Raw genomic sequence first — 16,831 nt, 5'->3', positions numbered from 1 at the left:
GACCCCAGGACGAAAACCACAACTGGGGGTGGGGAACGTGCGCAAGGTTCTGATCGCGGGTTCGGTGATCGTCGCGACGGCCATGACCGGAGGAGTCGCGGAGGCGACGCCCGACGGCAACGACGTCCTGATCGCACCGCAGGGCAACGACATTCTCATCGCACCGGACGGCAACGACGTCCTGATGCTGCCGGACGGCAACGACACGCTCTGATGGTCACTCCGGGCGACCGGGCGCCGCTGTTCGCCGTCAGGACCGAGGACGGCGGCTACTGGTTCAGCGAGGAAGCGGGGCAGCGGGTCATCCTGTCCTTTGTGGATGAACTCGACGAGCACCTGCTGGCAGCAGAAGAGAAGCTCGTGTGGGTCGTGCCAAAGCCGTGCGACCCACCGGACGACGTCACGGTCATCGTCGACGACGGCCAGATCGCGACCGCGTACGGCATCGGCAAGGCTTCCGCACTGCTCGACGCCAACCTCCGAGTCGAAGCGATAGTGCCGCAGGGCGAACCGATCCCGGACGTGCCGGACATCGGCCTGGCCGCCCCTGTCCTCACCGTGCCGCGCGTGCTGGAGCCGGAGTTCTGCCAAGAACTCGTCGCCCATTACGAACGGCAAGGCGGCCAAGACAGCGGCTTCATGCGCACGGATGACCAGGGCCGCACCGCAACCGTTCACGACCATGCCCACAAACGCCGCCAAGACCTCACGCTCGAAGACCCGCTCAGGCAAGGCCTCAAAGACCGCGTCGAACGCCGCCTGATCCCGGAGATCCAGCGAGCGTTCCAGTTCAGGGCCACGCGGGTCGAACGCTGGATCATCGCCTGCTACGAGGCCGAAACCGGTGGTCACTTCAAAGCCCACCGCGACAACACCACGAAGGGCACCGCACACCGCAGGTTCGCCGTCACGATCAACCTCAACGACGACTTCGAGGGCGGCGAACTCAGGTTCCCGGAGTACGGCCGCAGAACCTACCGAGCGCGACCAGGCGATGCCCTCGTGTTCTCCTGCTCACTGCTGCACGAGGTCACACCGGTCACGACGGGCCGCCGCTTCTGCACACTGCCGTTCCTCCACGACGAGGCCGCGGAACAGATCCGGCTGCAGAACCTGGATCAGGTCCTGCGCAGCAAGTAGGTGTCCATGATCCAGCCCTTGCGCGCACGGGCTTCCTCGCGCACCGAGCGGATCTGCGCGGCCACGTCCCCGACCCGCCCGGACACCAGGATCTGGTCCGGCATCCCGAGATACGCGCCCCAGTAGATCCACGTGTCCGGGTCAACGCCCTCGAATGCGTACGACGCGTCCAGCATCACGGCCACGTCGTCCACATCGGAGGGCCACCCGGCGGCCAGCCGCCGTCCTGTCGTGATCTGCACGGGCTTGCCGACCTGGTTCAGCGACACGCGGTGCCCGGCCGTCAACGCCGCCACCGACGTGACCCCGGGGATCACCTCGACCTCGAACTCCGAGCCGCGGCCCAGCAGGTCGTCGAGGATCGCCAGCGTCGAGTCGTACAGGGACGGGTCGCCCCACACCAGGAACGCCCCGACCTCGTCCTCGCCCAGCTCCGAGAGCAACGAAAGGCAGACGTCCGCGCGAGCCCGGCGCCAGTCGTCGACAGCGGAGACGTAGTCCGCGGCCGCGCGGTCACGCTCCGGATCCCTGCCCTCGACCCACCGGTACGGCCGCGTCACGTGCGCGGTGAGGATCGACTGCCGCAGGTCGACGAGCTCTTGCTTCACAGAACCCTTGTCCAGCACGAAGAACACGTCGACCGTCTGCAACGCCTTGACGGCCTGCACCGTCAGGTGGTCGGGGTTGCCCGCGCCGATACCGATGACCAGGATCTTTCGCACCGGCACACACTAACTACAACAGGGTCGGCTCCTTCAAGCGCGGCAGGTCAGCACGGGCGTTCGTCGATCAACCGGACGGTCTTCCCGCTGCGGGGATTGACCTCCAGCGCCGAGACCCACTCCACCTCCAGCGGTGCCACGGTTCCTCGCCCCACCTGCAGCTCGAACCGTGGGCTGATCACGTGGACCTGATCGCGCACGGACTCGAAGTCCTGAGCCTCGCCGGCGATCCGCAGCACCAGCTGGTCCCGCGCGTCCACCCGTCGGATCACGACCTGAACGCCGTTGTGCACGATCCCGGCGCGGTCGACGGCCGCCCGCAGGTGGTCGAGGTGCAACGTCACGGGCCCGACCCGCGCGCCCTCGTCGGCCCGCCCGAGCAGCCGGAAGATCCCGTCCTCCTGGTCGACCCACTCCGCCATGTCGCCGACGGGGTAGCGGATCATCGGCTGCAACCGCCTGGTCAGATCGGTCTGGAGCAACCGCCCAGGACGGCCCGGCTCGGTGATCACCTTGCCGGTCTCGATGTCGACGATCTCCAGCACTGAGCTGTCCACAAAGGAGCGAAAGACCCGAGGATCGTCCGAGTCGAGCACCGCCGTGCCGATGATCCCGCCGTCCACGCTGCCGTAGACGAACGACCGGAACTCGGCCTCGGGAAATGCGCTGGCCAGCAGGGCACGCTGATCGTCGTACAAAGCCTCACCGCTAAAGAGGATCAACCGAACCAACGGCAGCGATCCGACCGAGGAGACGACGTGCGCGGCCAGCCGGCACAACGTCGTCGGGAAGCCCGCCACGACGTTGGCGTCGAAGTCCTGCATCGTCGTCAGGGTGAACTCGACAGGAGCACTGCCGGTGATCGGCAGCTGCACCAGGTCGATCGGCGACCGCTGCAGGGCGTTCAACGCGAAGATGAAACTCGAATAGAGCTCGCCGGCCGCGAACAGGTTCGCGATCCGGTCACCGTGCCGCAGCCCGGCCGCGGGCAGAGTCTCCGCGTACGTGCGGCACATCGCGTCCCACTCCTCGGTGCTGTAGAAGGACACCCGAGGAGCCTTGGTCGTGCCGCCGGTCTTGAAGATCAGCCCGTCCGTGTGGGCGCGGGTCAGCACCCGGTTGTCGCGGACGGTGTTCGCGGCCCAGAACGCCGCCTGGTCGACCACCGGCAGGTCGGCCAGCTCGGAGCCTTCGACGCCGTCGTACAGCTCCTCGTAGAACGGGGAGTGCGTGCGGGCATAGCAAATGAGGTCGAGCACGGACACGGTTCACACACTCCTGCTGCTGCGCTGGTCGACGACCGCGATCAACTTGCCGCTGCTCTTCGTCCGCACGAAGTCCGCCAGTGGAACGTTCTCCACACGCACCTTCAGCAACCCGTCCTGCTCGACCGCCTCCGCGACCTCGGCATAACGGGAAAGCAGCGTGATCTGGCTGGCGGCGGGCTCCGGTGCACGCCCGCATTCCAGACGCACCACCAACTCCTCGCCGGACGCGTCCTCGTTGAGCTCGATCTGCAACGCGCCGGCGTAGCTGTGCTCGTCTTCCAGAATCGTGAGGAATCGCCGGTAGTTCAACGTCTGCGCGGCTGCCCTGAACACGTCACCGGTGCGGCCCAGCAGCTCGAACCTCGGTGTGCGGCGGCCGCACGGGCAGTCGCCGGAGATCCACCGGCCGAGGTCGCCGATCTCGTAGCGCTCCAGCCGCTGACCACGCCGGGTGTGCGTGGTGAAGACCAGCCTGCCGGGCTCGGATCCCGAGACGACCGGTCCGTCTCGGGATCAAGGATCTCCAGCGTGTGCAAGCCGGTGAACAGGTGGTGCACCTTGCCGTCGGACGCCTGGCACTGATAGCCGACGGGTCCCGCGTCGACGGTCGCGTAGGCCGCCGAGCGGATTGTCTCGACGCCGAACTCGTCCCGCAGCCGCGCGATGGCCTGCGCGCCGAAGTGCTCGCCCGCGTAGAAGATCTTGCGGATGCCGCCGTACGCCTTCAGCTGCTCACCGTGCTCGGCGAAGAGCCGCTGCACGAACGAGGGCGCGGTCAGCAGCGTGTCGACGCGGTTGTCCACAATGGCCTGAGCGATCGCGTCGAGCTGGTCCCATTCTCCGCCCATCGGGAACTGCACGGCGTTCATCCGCTCCAGCGCGGAGAAGAAGCTGACGAAGCTCGCGTACATGTGCCCGTTGAAGAACAGGTTCATGATCCGGTTGTGCCGCGGGTCGAGTCCGGTGGCCAGCAACGCCTCGGCGCCGACCCACATCTGCTCGTCCCAGTCGGCCCACGTGTACGCGGACAGCTTGGGCGCGCCAGAGCTGCCGCCGCTGCGGAAGTACACGTCCGCAGAACGGTCTTGCAGTGTCTCGAAGTCGGACTTCAACGTCACGGACACCGGCGGAACGGGCAGCTGGCGCGACTCGGCCAGGTCGTCCAGAGACGCGTCCGTGACGAACCTGTCGTCGAGCTGCACGGAGACCCGGTTGCTGTAGCGCTGCAACGCGTAGACGCCATCGTGCGGCTCACCGCTGTAGCCGCCGAGCATCGAGCCCGGCGTGGTGATCCGCTGCACGCCGACGGAGACGAACGCGCGGGCGAGTGCGGCTGTGTCGGGTCGATCCGCCGCGAGGCCGACGGTCTGCAGGTAGCGGCGCATCGGCCGCAGTACGGAGGTGACCTGCTTGCGCGCCAGCGGCTTCACCCACACCGTCCGGTACAGCGGCGACGTGCGCAACGCGGAGCGCACGTCCGCCAGTACCCGCCAGTGCTCGCCGGTGTGCACCTTCGTGAGGCCGAGGTGCTCTTCCAGCTGCGCCACGACGACGGTGTTCGTGATCTCCGCCCACTCCGCCTGCGACGGCTCGCGGGTCGGCTGCCCGGTCAGCTCCAGGACGCCGGCGAACCGCTCGGCGAACGCGAAGACCTGTGCAGGGTCCTCGGTGTCGAGGTAGATCACCTGCGGGCTGGAGCAGGCCTGCTGCTCCAGCTGGCACACGTCCGCGGCGAGCGCGTGCAGTGTGTCCACATCGGACCAGGAGTCACGGGTCAGGTAGGCGAACGACAGCTTCGGGCCCCAGTCGATCACCCGTGTGCCCGGCCGGACCAGCTCGGTGACGCCGTTGATCGCTTCCTCGCCGCCCCACACCGCGACGGCGTCGGCCGCGCCGAGCATGCGCGCCATCCAGTCGGCGTTGCTTGACGAGAAACGCAGCACGATGAGCCGTGCGGCGATCTGGCCGGTCTGGTCGTGCGAGGCCAGTTCGGCGAGCACGTCGGCGGTGAAGCCGGAGTCGTCCGAAGCGACCTTGATGACGTTGAGGTTGCCGGAAAGCAGGCCCTCAACGGCGCTCAGGACGCCCGCCGCGGGTGCGTTGCCCGCAGTCACGTGCGCGAGCAGCCCGAGCGGCACCCAGGCCTCGTACGTGGGCGTGCGGAAGTCGAAGCGGACCATCCGCGCGGGGTCGAGGTTGCCGAGCTCGCGCTTGAGCTTGCGCTCCAGCTCGGGCCTGCTCACCGCGTGCCGCAACGCGTCCAGCGTCTCGTCGATCTCCGTCTCGTCGAGACCCCACGCGACCAGCGCCGCGCGGTGGTTCTCCAGCACCAGCTTCTCCGCGGCCGCGAGCACCACGAGCGGGCTCAGCCGCGGGCCGGTGATGACCTGCTGGGTGCGGTCGTCCAGGGTGTCGAGCCGGTCAGCGATGTCCTTGTCGCCGACCCACTCGCCCTGCCAGAAGTGCCGGTTCATGCCTTGTCCTTCAGGAGCTCTGCTGCGGCGATGGCGCAGGAACGGTTGCGGGAGACACCGGCGCGGCCGAGGATCTCGAACCACGGGGTCTCGTTGCCGCACCCGCACTCCTCAGGTGCGTGCAGTGCGGCGAGGTCACCCATCAGCACGCTCTGCGCGGGCGCCGAGGTGATGTAAGGGGAAACGAACTGGATGTAGCCGGATTCGCCGTGCGGCAACGGCTCCAGCGTCCGGACGTCCCGGACGATCGCGCGCGACCAGGTCGGCACGTGCAGGTTGTGGTGCGCGCACTCGACGTACGGCACGGAGTGCTCGACCGATCCGTAGCTGTCGCGGATCCGCACGTCCGGGATGCCGAGCATCTCGGTGACCTTGGCGCGCAGCTCTTCCTTGCCGATCTGCTTGTCCGCGTTGCCCTTCCAGCCGCCGCCGAACCACACGAGCGAACGCTCGTTGAGCCGCAGCGGCTCCACGCCCATGGCGCGCATGCGGTCGATGGTGAAGCTGAGGAACGCCGGGAACCCGAAGATCCGCACCGGCAGGCCGCTGTCCGCGAACCGTTGCAGGGCACGGATGCTGCCGAACGCGTCGAACTCGTGGCCGGCGCCGGTGTGCGCGAGGCCGTAGTCCACCGACCGCACGGGAGCGAAGTCGGTCATGAACTGGCCCGTGAACGAGCTTCCCAGCTTCACGCTCGGCATCGGCTGGTTGAGGTTGATCAGGTAGTGCACCGGCTCGGTGTCGTCGATGAACCCGTTGTGGTCGTAGATCCGCGCGACCATCCGCTTGCCCGCACGCAACGTCCAGGCGTCCCAGAACATCTGCGACTTCTGCCCGGTCGTGCCGGACGACGTGGCGTGCACGACGACCTCGTCGCGCGGCACCGACAGCACCTCGTGCATCTTGAAGAAGTTGGCGTGCACGTAAGGCTGTTCGGTGATGTCCTTGAGTGGCTTGCCGTTCCACAGGCTGCGGAAGAACTCGTTGCGCTGGGCGTGCCAGCGGTTCGACTCGTTCATCGCTTCGAGGAACAAGGTCTCGTCAGTGTGGTCGTACGGCGCCACGATGTCGCACAGCGCCTGGACAGCACTGAGCGAGGGGTCCGGCACCGTTGCTGGACCGAGGTGGGGGTTCATGAACAGAAAACTCCGTTGGTGTTGAGGAACTTCTGCGTCCACAGCTCGATGTACTGCTCGGTGAACGGCCGGAACGCCTCGTCGATCGTGAGCCCGCGGAAGTCGGGCGGCTGCGGCGTGTGCACCATGACCACGTAGTCGTGGTAGAGGTCGCCGTCCTTGCGCATCGCCGGGTACAGCGCCACCGGCAGGAAACCGAACGCCAGCAACGCACTCAGCTCGTCGAACTCGTGCAGCGGCACCAGCGTCTCGACGTGCGGCGCACCCATTCCTGCCAGCGTGTCGATCACGCCGCCGAGATGCGGCAACAGCTTCTGCGGACCGGGTGTCGCACCGAAGATCGTGCAGTAGCCGTCGTGGCGGTTGAGGTGACCGTAGATCTGGTACTCGCCCTGCTCGTCGGCCAGCAGCACGTTCGGCTTGTGCAGCGGGTAGAACCGGCGCGCCGGGTCGTTGATGTTGCGCTCGAAGTGCCGCTGCACGAACCGCGACGCCTCGATGATCTCCAGTCGTGACGTTTCGGCTGCGGGGATGTCGCTGTCGTCGACGAACTCCGGCAGCGCGGGGAGCCCGATTTTCTCGTGTGTCGTCATGACGAGCTTCTCGAGGCTCTTCGGAACCTTGTGGACCTCGGCCCGCTGGCCGAGGACGCCGTCACGGTGCTTGGCCAGCAACGCCATGGTTTCCCTCTTGGCGTGCTTGAACAGGTTCGGCACGAGCCCGAGCGCGTGGAAACCGTTGCGCAGGCACACTCTCTGCGGCGCGAGGTGAATGGTCCGCGCGGTGCCGTAGACCGAGTCGACCTCGCCGCTCGCGAGCATCCGTTCGGTGATCTGCCCGACCGCGTGGTGCGCGACACCGCCGCCCTGCGCGGCGGGATCCACCACCAGGCCGGCGATCTTGCCGAGACGGTCCTGGGCTTCGACGTGCCCGGTGATCGAGGCGACCACGTGGCCGTCCTTGCGCCACACCAGCCACGTGGTGTGCGCGGCCTCGATCTCCGCCACCATGACGTCGGGGTCGGTGCCCATCGCGATGGGGTAGTTCGCGCCGTGCGCCCGCCGGTAGAGCCTGAGCAGGTCGTCGACGTCGTCGAGCCGAGCCTGCTCGAACTCGGGTGCCACTCCTGTTCCTCCTTCGTTTCCGCGCATGCTGAATGAGCCGATGCACGGAGCTGGCGGGAGCCCGGACCGACTTCTTGCCAATGCTGGGGGTTGACCGTTTCCACGTTACTGGCCGGTACAACCGCCGTTCAGGTGAGGGAACCGCACGAGCTGCGGAATTGATTCCTCGGGGCGAGCGGGATCACACGAACCATCAAATCCCCCTTAATTGCCGATGGTTCTTTCGGGTGAGTCCTAGCTGGTGAGGGGCCTGAAAGGCTGTGATCGAGGTCGCTTTCCCGGCCCCTTTTCCTTCTGTCACATGTCAACACCACGCTCTCTCGCCGCGCTATTCCTTGGCCAAAAGCAACTAGTCGCAGTTTCAACAAAACGGCGACTACCTGAGAGGGTCGGGAAGAACGGTGAGTACCCTTGCGCGATGCTCCGGCTCGAAGTGCGGGACTACCAAGGCCCGACACGGTGGCGATGGCTGCTGACAGACGCTGACACCGGTGAGTTCGTCGGCGACCACCAAGTGGACCTCAACAGGGACGAGTGGCAGTGCGAGGCGTTCTTCAACCTGCACTCCTACCTCTGCACCGCGTCGGCGAGCGACCGCAGGCGGGAGACCGAGGCCGCCGTGGTGGCCCAGATCGGTGCCTGGATCGGAGACCAGGCGCTGGGGCCGGTGGCAGCGGCGGTCGCGCGCGCTGGCGGTGCGGTGAGACTGGAGCTGGACGAACGCACCGAACTGCTCGCCTATCTCCCGTGGGAGCTGGCTCACGTCGATGGGAGAACGCTTGCTGCCGCGCGCGTCACCTTCGTCGTGGACCTCGTCGACCGGGAGGTCCGGCGCAAGCGCGAGGTCGGAGACGCGCTGCGCGTGCTCGCGGTGTTCAGCCTGCCCGAACGCGCTGGAGCGTTGAGCCTGCGGCAGGAACGCGTTGCGCTGGCCCGGCTGATGCTCAACATCGTGAAGGTGCACCAAAAGCGCATAGAACTGCGCGTCATCCAGTACGGCGCCACGCGGGAACAGTTGGCGGAAGCGCTGCTCGACCATCCCGGTTGGGACGTGGTGCACGTGTCCGGCCACGGACTGCCGGCCGGCCTGGTGCTGGAGACCGAGTCCGGTGGCCGCGACAAGATCACCAGTGCGGAGCTGGTCGATCTCCTCGCACTCGCGGCCGAGCAGATCAAGCTCGTGTCGTTGTTCGCCTGCTCGTCGGCGGCGGTGACCGCGGAACGGCACCTGCAGCTGCTCGGTTTCCAGGTGCCGGAACGCTCCGACGACGAGCCGGCGGGAGCAGCGCCGTTGCCCGCGGTCGCGACGGCACTCGTCCGCAGGCTCGACTGCATGGTGGTGGCCATGCGCCACCCGGTCGCCGACGAGTTCGCGATCGGTTTGAGCGAGACCTTTTACGACCTCCTGCTGGGCAAGGGACAGCCAGTGGTGCAGGCGTTGGCGCTCGCTGTGGCCAAGACCGCGACCGAGCTGCAGGGCGTTGTGCCGTCGTTCTCCGTGGCGACGCCGACCCTGTTCGGTGCGCAGGCCGACATGAAAGTCGTGGCTCCGGCGGGCGAACGTGCGGAGTTCCGCATCGAGGGCCGCAAGCTGGCCATGTTCCCCGGCCAACCGGCCCGGCTGGTCGGCAGGGTCGGGCCGATGACTCGTGCCTCAGCCGCGCTGGCTCCGAACAGCGGGCGGTCCTGCGTCCTGTTTCTGGGCATGGCAGGCATCGGCAAGACCTCTGCGGCCGTGGAGCTCGCTTACATGCTCCATCACACGTTCGGCGCGACCGCGTGGTACTCGGCCCCGCCGGACGGACAGTCGATCACGATGGCGTTGTCCGACTTCGTGATCGCGCTCGAAGCTCAGATCCCCGGCCTCAAACTGCTGCACCTGCTCAACGACACCGCCAGCCTGTGTCGCGAGCTCCCCAAGCTCACGGAGATGCTGGAGCACGAGCGAGTGCTCGTGGTCATCGACAACGCCGAGTCGTTGCTGAGCGCCGACGGCAGCTGGCGGGACGAGCGCTGGGGAATGTTCATCGCCGCGTTGTCCGGCCACAGTGGACTTTCCCGGCTGGTGCTGACCTCGCGCAGAACGCCGGCAGGTCTGCCGTCATCCGCGTTGGTCGAGGCGGTGCACGCCTTGTCGTTGCGGGAGAGCGTGCTGCTCGCCCGCCTGCTGCCGAATCTGCGCGCGTTGATGGACGGGCCACACGCGTTGCTCGCCGCCCGCACGTTGGAGACGGTGCGGGGACATCCGAAGCTCATCGAGTTCGCCGAGAGCCTCGCCGGTGATCCGGAGGCGCTGGCAGCACGCCTCAACGACACCGAGATGGGCGATGCCGACTACGCCGACGTGCTTGCTGCGTGGACACGTGCCGCGGTGGACACCCTGCCCCCGGACTCCGTGTTCCTCTTGCGTTTCCTGTGCTGTCTGGAGGATCGCGATCGTAAGCAGCTGGCACACCACGATCTCTGGCCCGGGTTCTGGCAAAGGTTCCACCCGGACGAGGCCTGTCCGCCTTTCGCCACGGTGGTCCGGCCCCTGGCCGAACGGGCGTTGCTCGCAGAGCACGACGAAGGCCTCGACATCCACCCCGGCGTCGCCGAAACATGTCGTGCTGACGCCGAGGTGGAGTTCAGGGCTGAGGTGGACGTTTACGTTGGTGGTAGCTGGATGCTGACGCTCGAAATCGACGCGGCCGCGCCGGTCCACGAGCAGTCCACAATGCTGATCTTGCGTGCGGCGCTCAGCGCCATGCCCTACCTCCGGCGTGGCAGGCAGTGGCTCAACCTCGCCAGGGCCGCGGAATCAGTGCTGGACCAGGATCCTTCTGCCAGAGCCGCTGCGGCCGTCGGCCCTGTCCTCCAGGAGGCGCTGAGCGCTTGCGAGGGCAGCTGTGACGATCTCGGGATCGCCGCCGTCCTGACCAAAGCGGTGTCCCGGACCAATCCCGAAAGCGCCTTCCACATGTCCAAAAGCCTGTTGCGCATGGCTTTGGCAAGAGAAGAGTTCGTGGTCGCGATGGCTGTTGCCAGCGAACTCGTAGGCGCGTGCAAAGTGGGTGGTCAGCCGGATGAGGCGAAGAAGTTCGTCGAGATCATGATCGACTGCGGCCGGCGGGCCGAAGTTGGCGTGTGGACACAGCTGGCAGCCGAGGTGGAACTGCTGAGCGTCACGAACATGATGGGACAGCACGTCGAAGTGCTCAAAGGCGCCTGCGACCTCCTCGCGAGCATGCCGAAGGCCGAAGAGGCTCTCGATGGAGAGCATGTACAGCCTCATGCCATCTATGAAGGCTTGTACGAAGCGGCTGCGGCTGCGGCTACTGCTCTCGGCCGGTGGGATCTCGTGTTGCATCTCAGCGCCAACGTGGTCGATTCGCTGCGGCGCAGAGGTGCGTTGCCGACTGAGGTGGCACATGCCACGCTTCACTACACACAAGCATTGCGCGAGCTCAAGCGGGGAGACGAGGCACTCCGACTGTTGCGTTGGTGCCGCGACGTGCTGGGCACCAGCAGCGTCGAAGACCTCGGGCCGACGTCGATGACGCTGGCGTACGTCGAGATGTCACTCGGCCACAGCGAGCGAGCGACTGGCCGCGCCGGCGACGCGCTCCGGGCCTACTACGCGATGTGGGACTTCGACCAGATCGTGCACAGCCATCGGGTCTTCGCCATGTCGATGGGCAGTTCGGAAGCGGCCAGACGATGCGCGTGGGCGCACGTGCTGGCCGCGGTCCTCGCTGCCGGCCTCAGCCGCAGCTACGACTTCGACACCGTGGCGTTGTGGGGCGCCACGCTCGCGTTCAGCGGGTTCGTCAAGGCTGAGCTCACGCCGTTCGACGAGGTGTGCGCACTGGTCGAAGAGACGGACGGCGTCCGGTTCCGAGAACTGGTCGACCTGTTCAACAAGGACGGGTTGAGCGGGAAGGACCTGGTGGAGCACGCCGTCAGTGCCCTCAACGAGCACTTCGTGGTCTTGCTCGAAAGGTGGAAGCCTTTCGCCGAGGAGGTCGTGGCGAACCTCGAAGACTCCACAGCGCTGGATGCTGTGCTCGCGAAGGTGGAGGAGCAAGCCGTGGTGGACGCCGTGCGCCGCATCCAAGCCGGCGAACGTGATTACAGGCCGTTCGCCGACGTGGACGAGGTGACCAGCGGAGTGGTCCATCGAATTCTGGACCGGCTCAACCCTGAGCTAGTACGTGGAGAATCCTGACCGGCTTCTTCGGTGCACCGTCCAAAGTCCCGTCCGGCTTCGGCACGATTCCGGCCTTCACGATCCGGTCCAGCGTGTCCATGCCGAACGTGACGTGACCCATCACGGTGTACACGGGCTTGATGTTGGCGAACGAGTGCACGATGAAGAACTCGCTGCCGTTCGTGCCGGGACCCTGGTTCCCGTACGCGATCGTGCCGCGCGGATAGGTCTCCTTACCGGTCACCTCGTCGGCGAACCGGTAGCCGGGGCCGCCCTCCTCTGCGCGGTAGATGTCGCCGCACTGCAGGACGCCCAGGCGCGTGGTGTCGGTCAGGCGCCAGCACTGGGACATCGTGTAGAACCAGCTTCGTGCCAGGTGCGCGAAGTTCTCCACGCCGCACGGTGCGTTGGCGCGATCGAGATCGGCCACGACCACCCCGTAGTTCGTCACGATGGTGACCTTCACCGTGCCTTTCGCGGGCACTGTGGACGACGGCGGCCGGACCGGGCGGGCCGCCGGGTTCTCCGGCGTCGGGATGAACTCGCACCGCACGGTCGGGGTGGCCGGTGCCGCGGACGCGACCGGGGCGAGGACGACCATCATCAAGACAGCGAGCAGTAGCCTCATGAGTGCCGACCGTAGTCGCCGAAGCGTCACACGGGAACGCTCTCACGCTGTTCGACCGCGGCCTGGCGCCGTGCGGGCTTGCGTTCCAGCCACCATTGCGAGATCAGCAGCGGAATCGTCCACCCGACCCACGTCGTGATCCCGGCGACCGTGTTCGGCAGCTCCGCCTCGGGTACGCGGTCGGCCAGCAGCAGGAACATGACCACACCCCAGATGCGGTTCGTGATGATCGAGACGGTGAGCGCGAAACTGCGGATCATCCACTTGCGGTGGTCGCGGAACTGACGTCGCCTGGCCGCGCGCCACGCCAGCCACGTGAACGTCAGCCACAGCGGGGCCAGCAGCACGCTGCTCACCTGAGCGACCGGGCCGAACGGGGTCATCCAGCCGATCACCAAGCCGGACAGTCCGGCGGGCAGCACGCCGGCGAACACGTAGACACGGCCGATGCGGCGGTGCCACGCGGGGAACCGGCTGCGGAACCACGGCCAGATCTGCACCACGCACGTGAGGATTGCGACCGACGCGCAGACGACGTGCATCACGAGCAGGGGGTAGTGCGGTCCCCAGTCCGACTGCACGCGCGCCTGCAAGCGGTCACCGGTCAGGTAGGGCGGCAGCGAGAACGCCACGAACGCCACCACCACGAACGCCAACGGGCCTACCCAAGGCTTGCGCAACCACGTCATGGCGTGACGATGACCGCTACCGCTTACCGATCGCGTACCTCTCGCTGACGTCCACGATTTGTCCACTGATTGGCCGTATCCGAGTGCGGCCGAACGGCTCCAAAATGGTGTGGTGATACGCAAGTCGCTGGCCATCGCCCTCGACACGATGCCGGAACAACGACAGGCCATCGCAGATCGTGAGGCCACGGAGGAGACCTACGAGCTCCTCGCCCAGCGGGTCGCTGTGCTCGCCGCCCAGGCGAAGGGCGCCTGCGCGCAGCTCACTGCCATCGACGCGCAGGACTGGTCCGCGCTGCACGGGCACGTGCCCGCCTGCGTCATCTGCAAGCCCCGAAACCCGAGGAAACTGCGGGAACGCGTCGAGTACATGGCGCCGGGACTGGTGGCGCTCCCCGAGGACGACGACCGGCGCTGGCTCGCCTGGCTGAACGCGCCGGGCAGCGGGCCGGTCCAGGTGGCGTTGCGCAAGGTCGCCGAGACGGTGAACCGGATCAACCCCGCGCTCGCCGACCCGCAGGTCGTCAAGGCGGTCGCCGGCGTGACGGGTCTGCTGCTCACCGGCGTCCTTCTGCTCGTCAGCTCGGGATCCGTGCCCGCGAGCCCCGGCGGCCGACGACGTGGCCCGTCGGCCAGCCCGCCCCGGCGACCGGCGCTACCGTGCCCACGAACGGCGACTCCCCGACGTCCGGCCAAGCTCCACCGACAGGCTCGAACACGCCGGGCTCGAACACCCCGAACCCTGGCCAGGCCAACCCCGATGCGCCCCAAGGAGAACAGGGCGCACGGGCGGCCAGGTACGACATCAGGCCACCCGCGCCCCGCACCACGCCGTGCGAGGACGACACCGGCCGGATGTCCGCTTCACCACCGGATCCGCGCCAGGCAGCATCAACATCGACGCGCGGCCGTTGATGTTCCGCGACTTCATCATCACCAACAGGACGAGCTGGTTGGACAGCCGGACGGTGCAGTCGCTGCAGCTCGGGCCGGGCAGCTATCCGTTCCAGGTCGCCGCGCCGATCGCGTTCTACTTCACGATCACCCCGGCGGGCACTGTCGACTACCCTGCCGAGCTCGAAGAGTTCCTGTCCGGCAAGGGAACCCGCACGCTGCGGGTCGAGGGAGTGATCATCACGATCGACGCGCGCGCCCTCAACACCGGGGCGGGCGTGCTGATGGCCTACGCGACGAACCACAACGACTGGATCGTCTGCCGGCGCGTGCGGATTCTGCCTGCCAGGAGTTACGCGGTCCAGCAGGGCGGCGGCCACGTGGTGAGCTTCCAGTTCGAGGTGACGCGGGATGGGCGGGTGCTCTTCGACCCCGGCCTCGGGTTCGTGCGCGGCAACGGAACGTCCACAGTGGAGTTCCTCGGCTACCTGCTGCACGTGGACGCGCGCGCCGCCAACGGCACAGGCCTGCAGGTCCTGCACGTCTGGGGTCTGCCGTTCTCGTTCACCAAGCAGCAGACCGTACGGCTGTTGCCGACCTCGTCGCACTACCTCCAGGTCGTCGGCGGCAAGGTCAGCGACGCGAAGTTCACCCTGCAGAACAATGGTTCGATCACGCTGAACCACGATGCTCTGGCGCTCGACAGCGAGGGAGGCGTCCGCGTCGTCACGGTGACTCGTCCTCTGCAGTGAGGTACAGCTTCTCGGCCTGACGCATCCGCCGCTCCGCCTCCGAAACGAACCCCGACGAGTGCAGCAGCCGTGCGGCGTCGGCAAGAAGCTCCTTGTCCTGCACGCGGACCGCGTGCTCGGCTGCCCGGTCGTACCAGCTGAACGGCGACGACCCGGAAGCCTCGTGGGCCTGGCCCGTGTTCAACAGCCACAGGCCGTCTACAAAGGACTCCAGTGCCGAGGTGTAGCAGCTGATCGCCTCGGCGTACCGGCCGGCCTGCTGGTGGAGGTTGCCCATGCCGTTCCACGCCCGCCCGAGTCGTTTCGCGTCACCGATCCGCGCGCAGATGTCACGAGCCCGCTCGTACCAGCGCATTTCACCGGTGGCCCTGCCCAGGCTCAGGCAGGCCCGTGCTTCGTCGCCGTCCGACACCCGTGCGGCCAGCACCTCCTCGAAGAGGGCCGTCGCCTCCCGCACGCTTCCACTCGCCAGGTAGAGATTGCCCAGCCCCGTCAACGCCCGCGGCTCGCGGCGGATCTCCAACGCGTCCACGTGGCATCCCTCTGCCTCGTCGAAGAGTCCGCGCTCGAAGTACGCGTGCCCCAGATGCGCCAAGGCCAACGCTTCCGCGGGCCTGTCACCCAGCGAACGCGCCGCCTCCACCGCTGCTGTCTGCACCTCCACCGACATCTCGTCGACGAGCCGCGAAGCCAGTGCGAGCCGCCGCCGGTCGTCGGCGACGAAGACCGCGGCGATCGCGTTCGACGTCTCGGTGTCCGCGACCGCCTCGTAATGGTCGAGCAACCGGCCAAGCGCTTCGGGTTCGCGCGGCTCCAACGTCCGCGCGTACTCCCGCAGCAGGCCGTGCATCGCTATCCGGTCGTCGGGCGCGTTTTCCAGCAGGTGCAACGAGAGCAGCCGGTTGCGTGACGGTCGGACGTCACCACCCGCCAGCGCGTTGAGCGCGTCGATCGAGAAATCGTGTTCGAACCCGTCTCCGAGCAACCGGAACACGCGCGCGTCGGCAGGGGTGAGCTGCTGGTACACCCAGTCGAACGCGCGGTGCACCTTGCCGCGCTCGGCGGGGATCTCGCCGACCAGCGTCGCCAGCGTGGCCGTCGTTCGCATGCGCGCGAACCTGGCGGCGACGATCAACGCCAGCGGATGCCGGCCGCACGCTTCGACGAACGCACGCGCCTGAGCGGGTTCCTCGTCGATCCGCGAGCCGAGGTGCGCCCGCAGCAGAGTCAGCGAGTCCTCGACGCTCATCGGCCCGAGGAACACCCCGCCCAGCCGTTCGTGGCTGGTCGCGATCACTGCCGTGCCCTCGCGCTGGAACACCGTCAGGTCGTCGTCCTCGCGCACGTTGTAGAGCACGAACAGGACACGCCGGTCGTCGAGCACCTCGTCCAGGTGTGACGGCGGCTCGGCCTCGTTGTCCAGGCTCGGTCTGCTGAGCGCACGGACGAACCGGGCGAGCGCGTTGTCCATGCCGGTCTTGGCGAGGTCCGCGCTGAGCACGCCGTCCAGGAACCGGTCCGCGACCTCGTGCGCGAGTCGCGTCGCCAGCGTGGTCTTGCCGATCCCCGGCGGACCGCTGACCAGCGCCATGCCGGTCTGTTCCATGACCTCGCGCAACACGGCCAGCTCCTTCACCCGGCCGTGTACCACCGGGTCGGGGCCCAGCCGCAGTGGCGGCCGTCTCACCAGGCTGGGCAGCCTGAACCTGTTGACCATGTCCACCGGGTACTCGCGCACGAGCACGAACGTAGCGCTGTACTGCGGTTCTGACACCTCACTGACACCTGACGGGGTGTAGCTGTCAGGTCGCTGTG

Annotated in this window: 15 protein-coding genes; 4 read left to right on the top strand and 11 right to left on the bottom strand. The window is 67.4% G+C overall.

Annotated elements, in window-relative coordinates; all coding sequences use genetic code 11:
* Positions 1 to 37 precede the first annotated feature (37 nt).
* Together FXN61_RS07830 and FXN61_RS07825 are read left to right on the top strand one after the other, a co-directional pair.
* The gene (locus tag FXN61_RS07830) at positions 38 to 214 is read left to right on the top strand and encodes a hypothetical protein (RefSeq protein ID WP_167971675.1); all 177 of its coding nucleotides are present in this window, start codon (positions 38 to 40) and stop codon (positions 212 to 214) included.
* Positions 214 to 1,140 carry a prolyl hydroxylase family protein gene (locus FXN61_RS07825; RefSeq protein ID WP_167971673.1) on the top strand — a complete coding sequence of 309 codons (927 nt, stop codon included), beginning with the start codon at positions 214 to 216 and terminating at the stop codon, positions 1,138 to 1,140. Before FXN61_RS07830 ends, FXN61_RS07825 begins: the two co-directional genes overlap by 1 nt.
* Here FXN61_RS07825 and cobF read toward each other — a convergent pair.
* Genes cobF through FXN61_RS07800 form a run of 6 tightly spaced genes read right to left on the bottom strand, consistent with a single transcriptional unit; the run spans position 1,119 to position 7,864 of the window.
* Complete coding sequence (gene cobF / locus FXN61_RS07820) at positions 1,119 to 1,862, bottom strand: precorrin-6A synthase (deacetylating) (protein WP_167971671.1); 744 nt, start codon at positions 1,860 to 1,862, stop codon at positions 1,119 to 1,121. The two genes, FXN61_RS07825 and cobF, sit on opposite strands and share 22 nt — an antisense overlap.
* A gap of 47 nt (positions 1,863 to 1,909) precedes the next feature.
* Complete coding sequence (locus tag FXN61_RS07815; RefSeq protein WP_223165342.1) at positions 1,910 to 3,127, bottom strand: phenylacetate--CoA ligase family protein; 1,218 nt, start codon at positions 3,125 to 3,127, stop codon at positions 1,910 to 1,912.
* 3 nt (positions 3,128 to 3,130) lie between these two features.
* The gene (locus FXN61_RS50555) at positions 3,131 to 3,463 is read right to left on the bottom strand and encodes a hypothetical protein (RefSeq protein WP_223165341.1); all 333 of its coding nucleotides are present in this window, start codon (positions 3,461 to 3,463) and stop codon (positions 3,131 to 3,133) included.
* On the bottom strand, positions 3,436 to 5,604 hold the full coding sequence (locus FXN61_RS07810) for an acyl-CoA reductase (RefSeq protein WP_223165340.1): 2,169 nt from the start codon (positions 5,602 to 5,604) through the stop codon (positions 3,436 to 3,438). Before FXN61_RS07810 ends, FXN61_RS50555 begins: the two co-directional genes overlap by 28 nt.
* A complete protein-coding gene (locus FXN61_RS07805; RefSeq protein ID WP_167971669.1) occupies positions 5,601 to 6,740 on the bottom strand; it encodes a LuxE/PaaK family acyltransferase in 1,140 nt (379 codons plus the stop codon). The genes FXN61_RS07810 and FXN61_RS07805 overlap by 4 nt, the downstream gene beginning before the upstream one ends.
* A complete protein-coding gene (locus FXN61_RS07800; protein ID WP_167971667.1) occupies positions 6,737 to 7,864 on the bottom strand; it encodes a GNAT family N-acetyltransferase in 1,128 nt (375 codons plus the stop codon). Before FXN61_RS07800 ends, FXN61_RS07805 begins: the two co-directional genes overlap by 4 nt.
* A 418-nt stretch (positions 7,865 to 8,282) precedes the next feature.
* On the opposite strand from FXN61_RS07800, the gene FXN61_RS07795 reads away from it, so the two are divergent.
* Complete coding sequence (locus FXN61_RS07795) at positions 8,283 to 12,071, top strand: CHAT domain-containing protein (protein WP_167971665.1); 3,789 nt, start codon at positions 8,283 to 8,285, stop codon at positions 12,069 to 12,071.
* On the opposite strand, the gene FXN61_RS07790 is transcribed toward FXN61_RS07795, so the two are convergent.
* The 4 genes from FXN61_RS07790 to FXN61_RS07775 form a co-directional block, all read right to left on the bottom strand.
* Positions 12,040 to 12,681, bottom strand: coding sequence for a peptidylprolyl isomerase (locus tag FXN61_RS07790; RefSeq protein ID WP_167971663.1), 642 nt, complete (start codon positions 12,679 to 12,681; stop codon positions 12,040 to 12,042). The genes FXN61_RS07795 and FXN61_RS07790 overlap by 32 nt on opposite strands.
* A gap of 26 nt (positions 12,682 to 12,707) precedes the next feature.
* Positions 12,708 to 13,370 (bottom strand): DUF2306 domain-containing protein, encoded by a 663-nt coding sequence (locus FXN61_RS07785; RefSeq protein WP_167971661.1) that lies wholly within the window; start codon positions 13,368 to 13,370, stop codon positions 12,708 to 12,710.
* Between the two features lie 198 nt (positions 13,371 to 13,568).
* Entirely contained in the window at positions 13,569 to 13,931 is a 363-nt protein-coding gene (locus FXN61_RS07780) for a hypothetical protein (protein ID WP_167971659.1), read from the bottom strand.
* Between the two features lie 17 nt (positions 13,932 to 13,948).
* A complete protein-coding gene (locus FXN61_RS07775) occupies positions 13,949 to 14,218 on the bottom strand; it encodes a hypothetical protein (protein WP_167971656.1) in 270 nt (89 codons plus the stop codon).
* Between FXN61_RS07775 and FXN61_RS07770 the strand changes: the two genes are divergently transcribed.
* On the top strand, positions 14,204 to 15,016 hold the full coding sequence (locus FXN61_RS07770) for a hypothetical protein (RefSeq protein ID WP_167971654.1): 813 nt from the start codon (positions 14,204 to 14,206) through the stop codon (positions 15,014 to 15,016). The two genes, FXN61_RS07775 and FXN61_RS07770, sit on opposite strands and share 15 nt — an antisense overlap.
* Here the strand turns inward: FXN61_RS07770 and FXN61_RS07765 are convergent.
* A complete protein-coding gene (locus FXN61_RS07765; protein WP_167971651.1) occupies positions 14,991 to 16,790 on the bottom strand; it encodes a tetratricopeptide repeat protein in 1,800 nt (599 codons plus the stop codon). The two genes, FXN61_RS07770 and FXN61_RS07765, sit on opposite strands and share 26 nt — an antisense overlap.
* Positions 16,791 to 16,831 lie beyond the last annotated feature (41 nt).

The sequence above is a fragment of the Lentzea indica genome (assembly GCF_012184385.1).
Lineage (GTDB): Bacteria > Actinomycetota > Actinomycetes > Mycobacteriales > Pseudonocardiaceae > Lentzea > Lentzea indica.
Note: the sequence above shows the minus strand (reverse complement) of the source record. Positions and strands in the feature narration are given on the sequence as shown.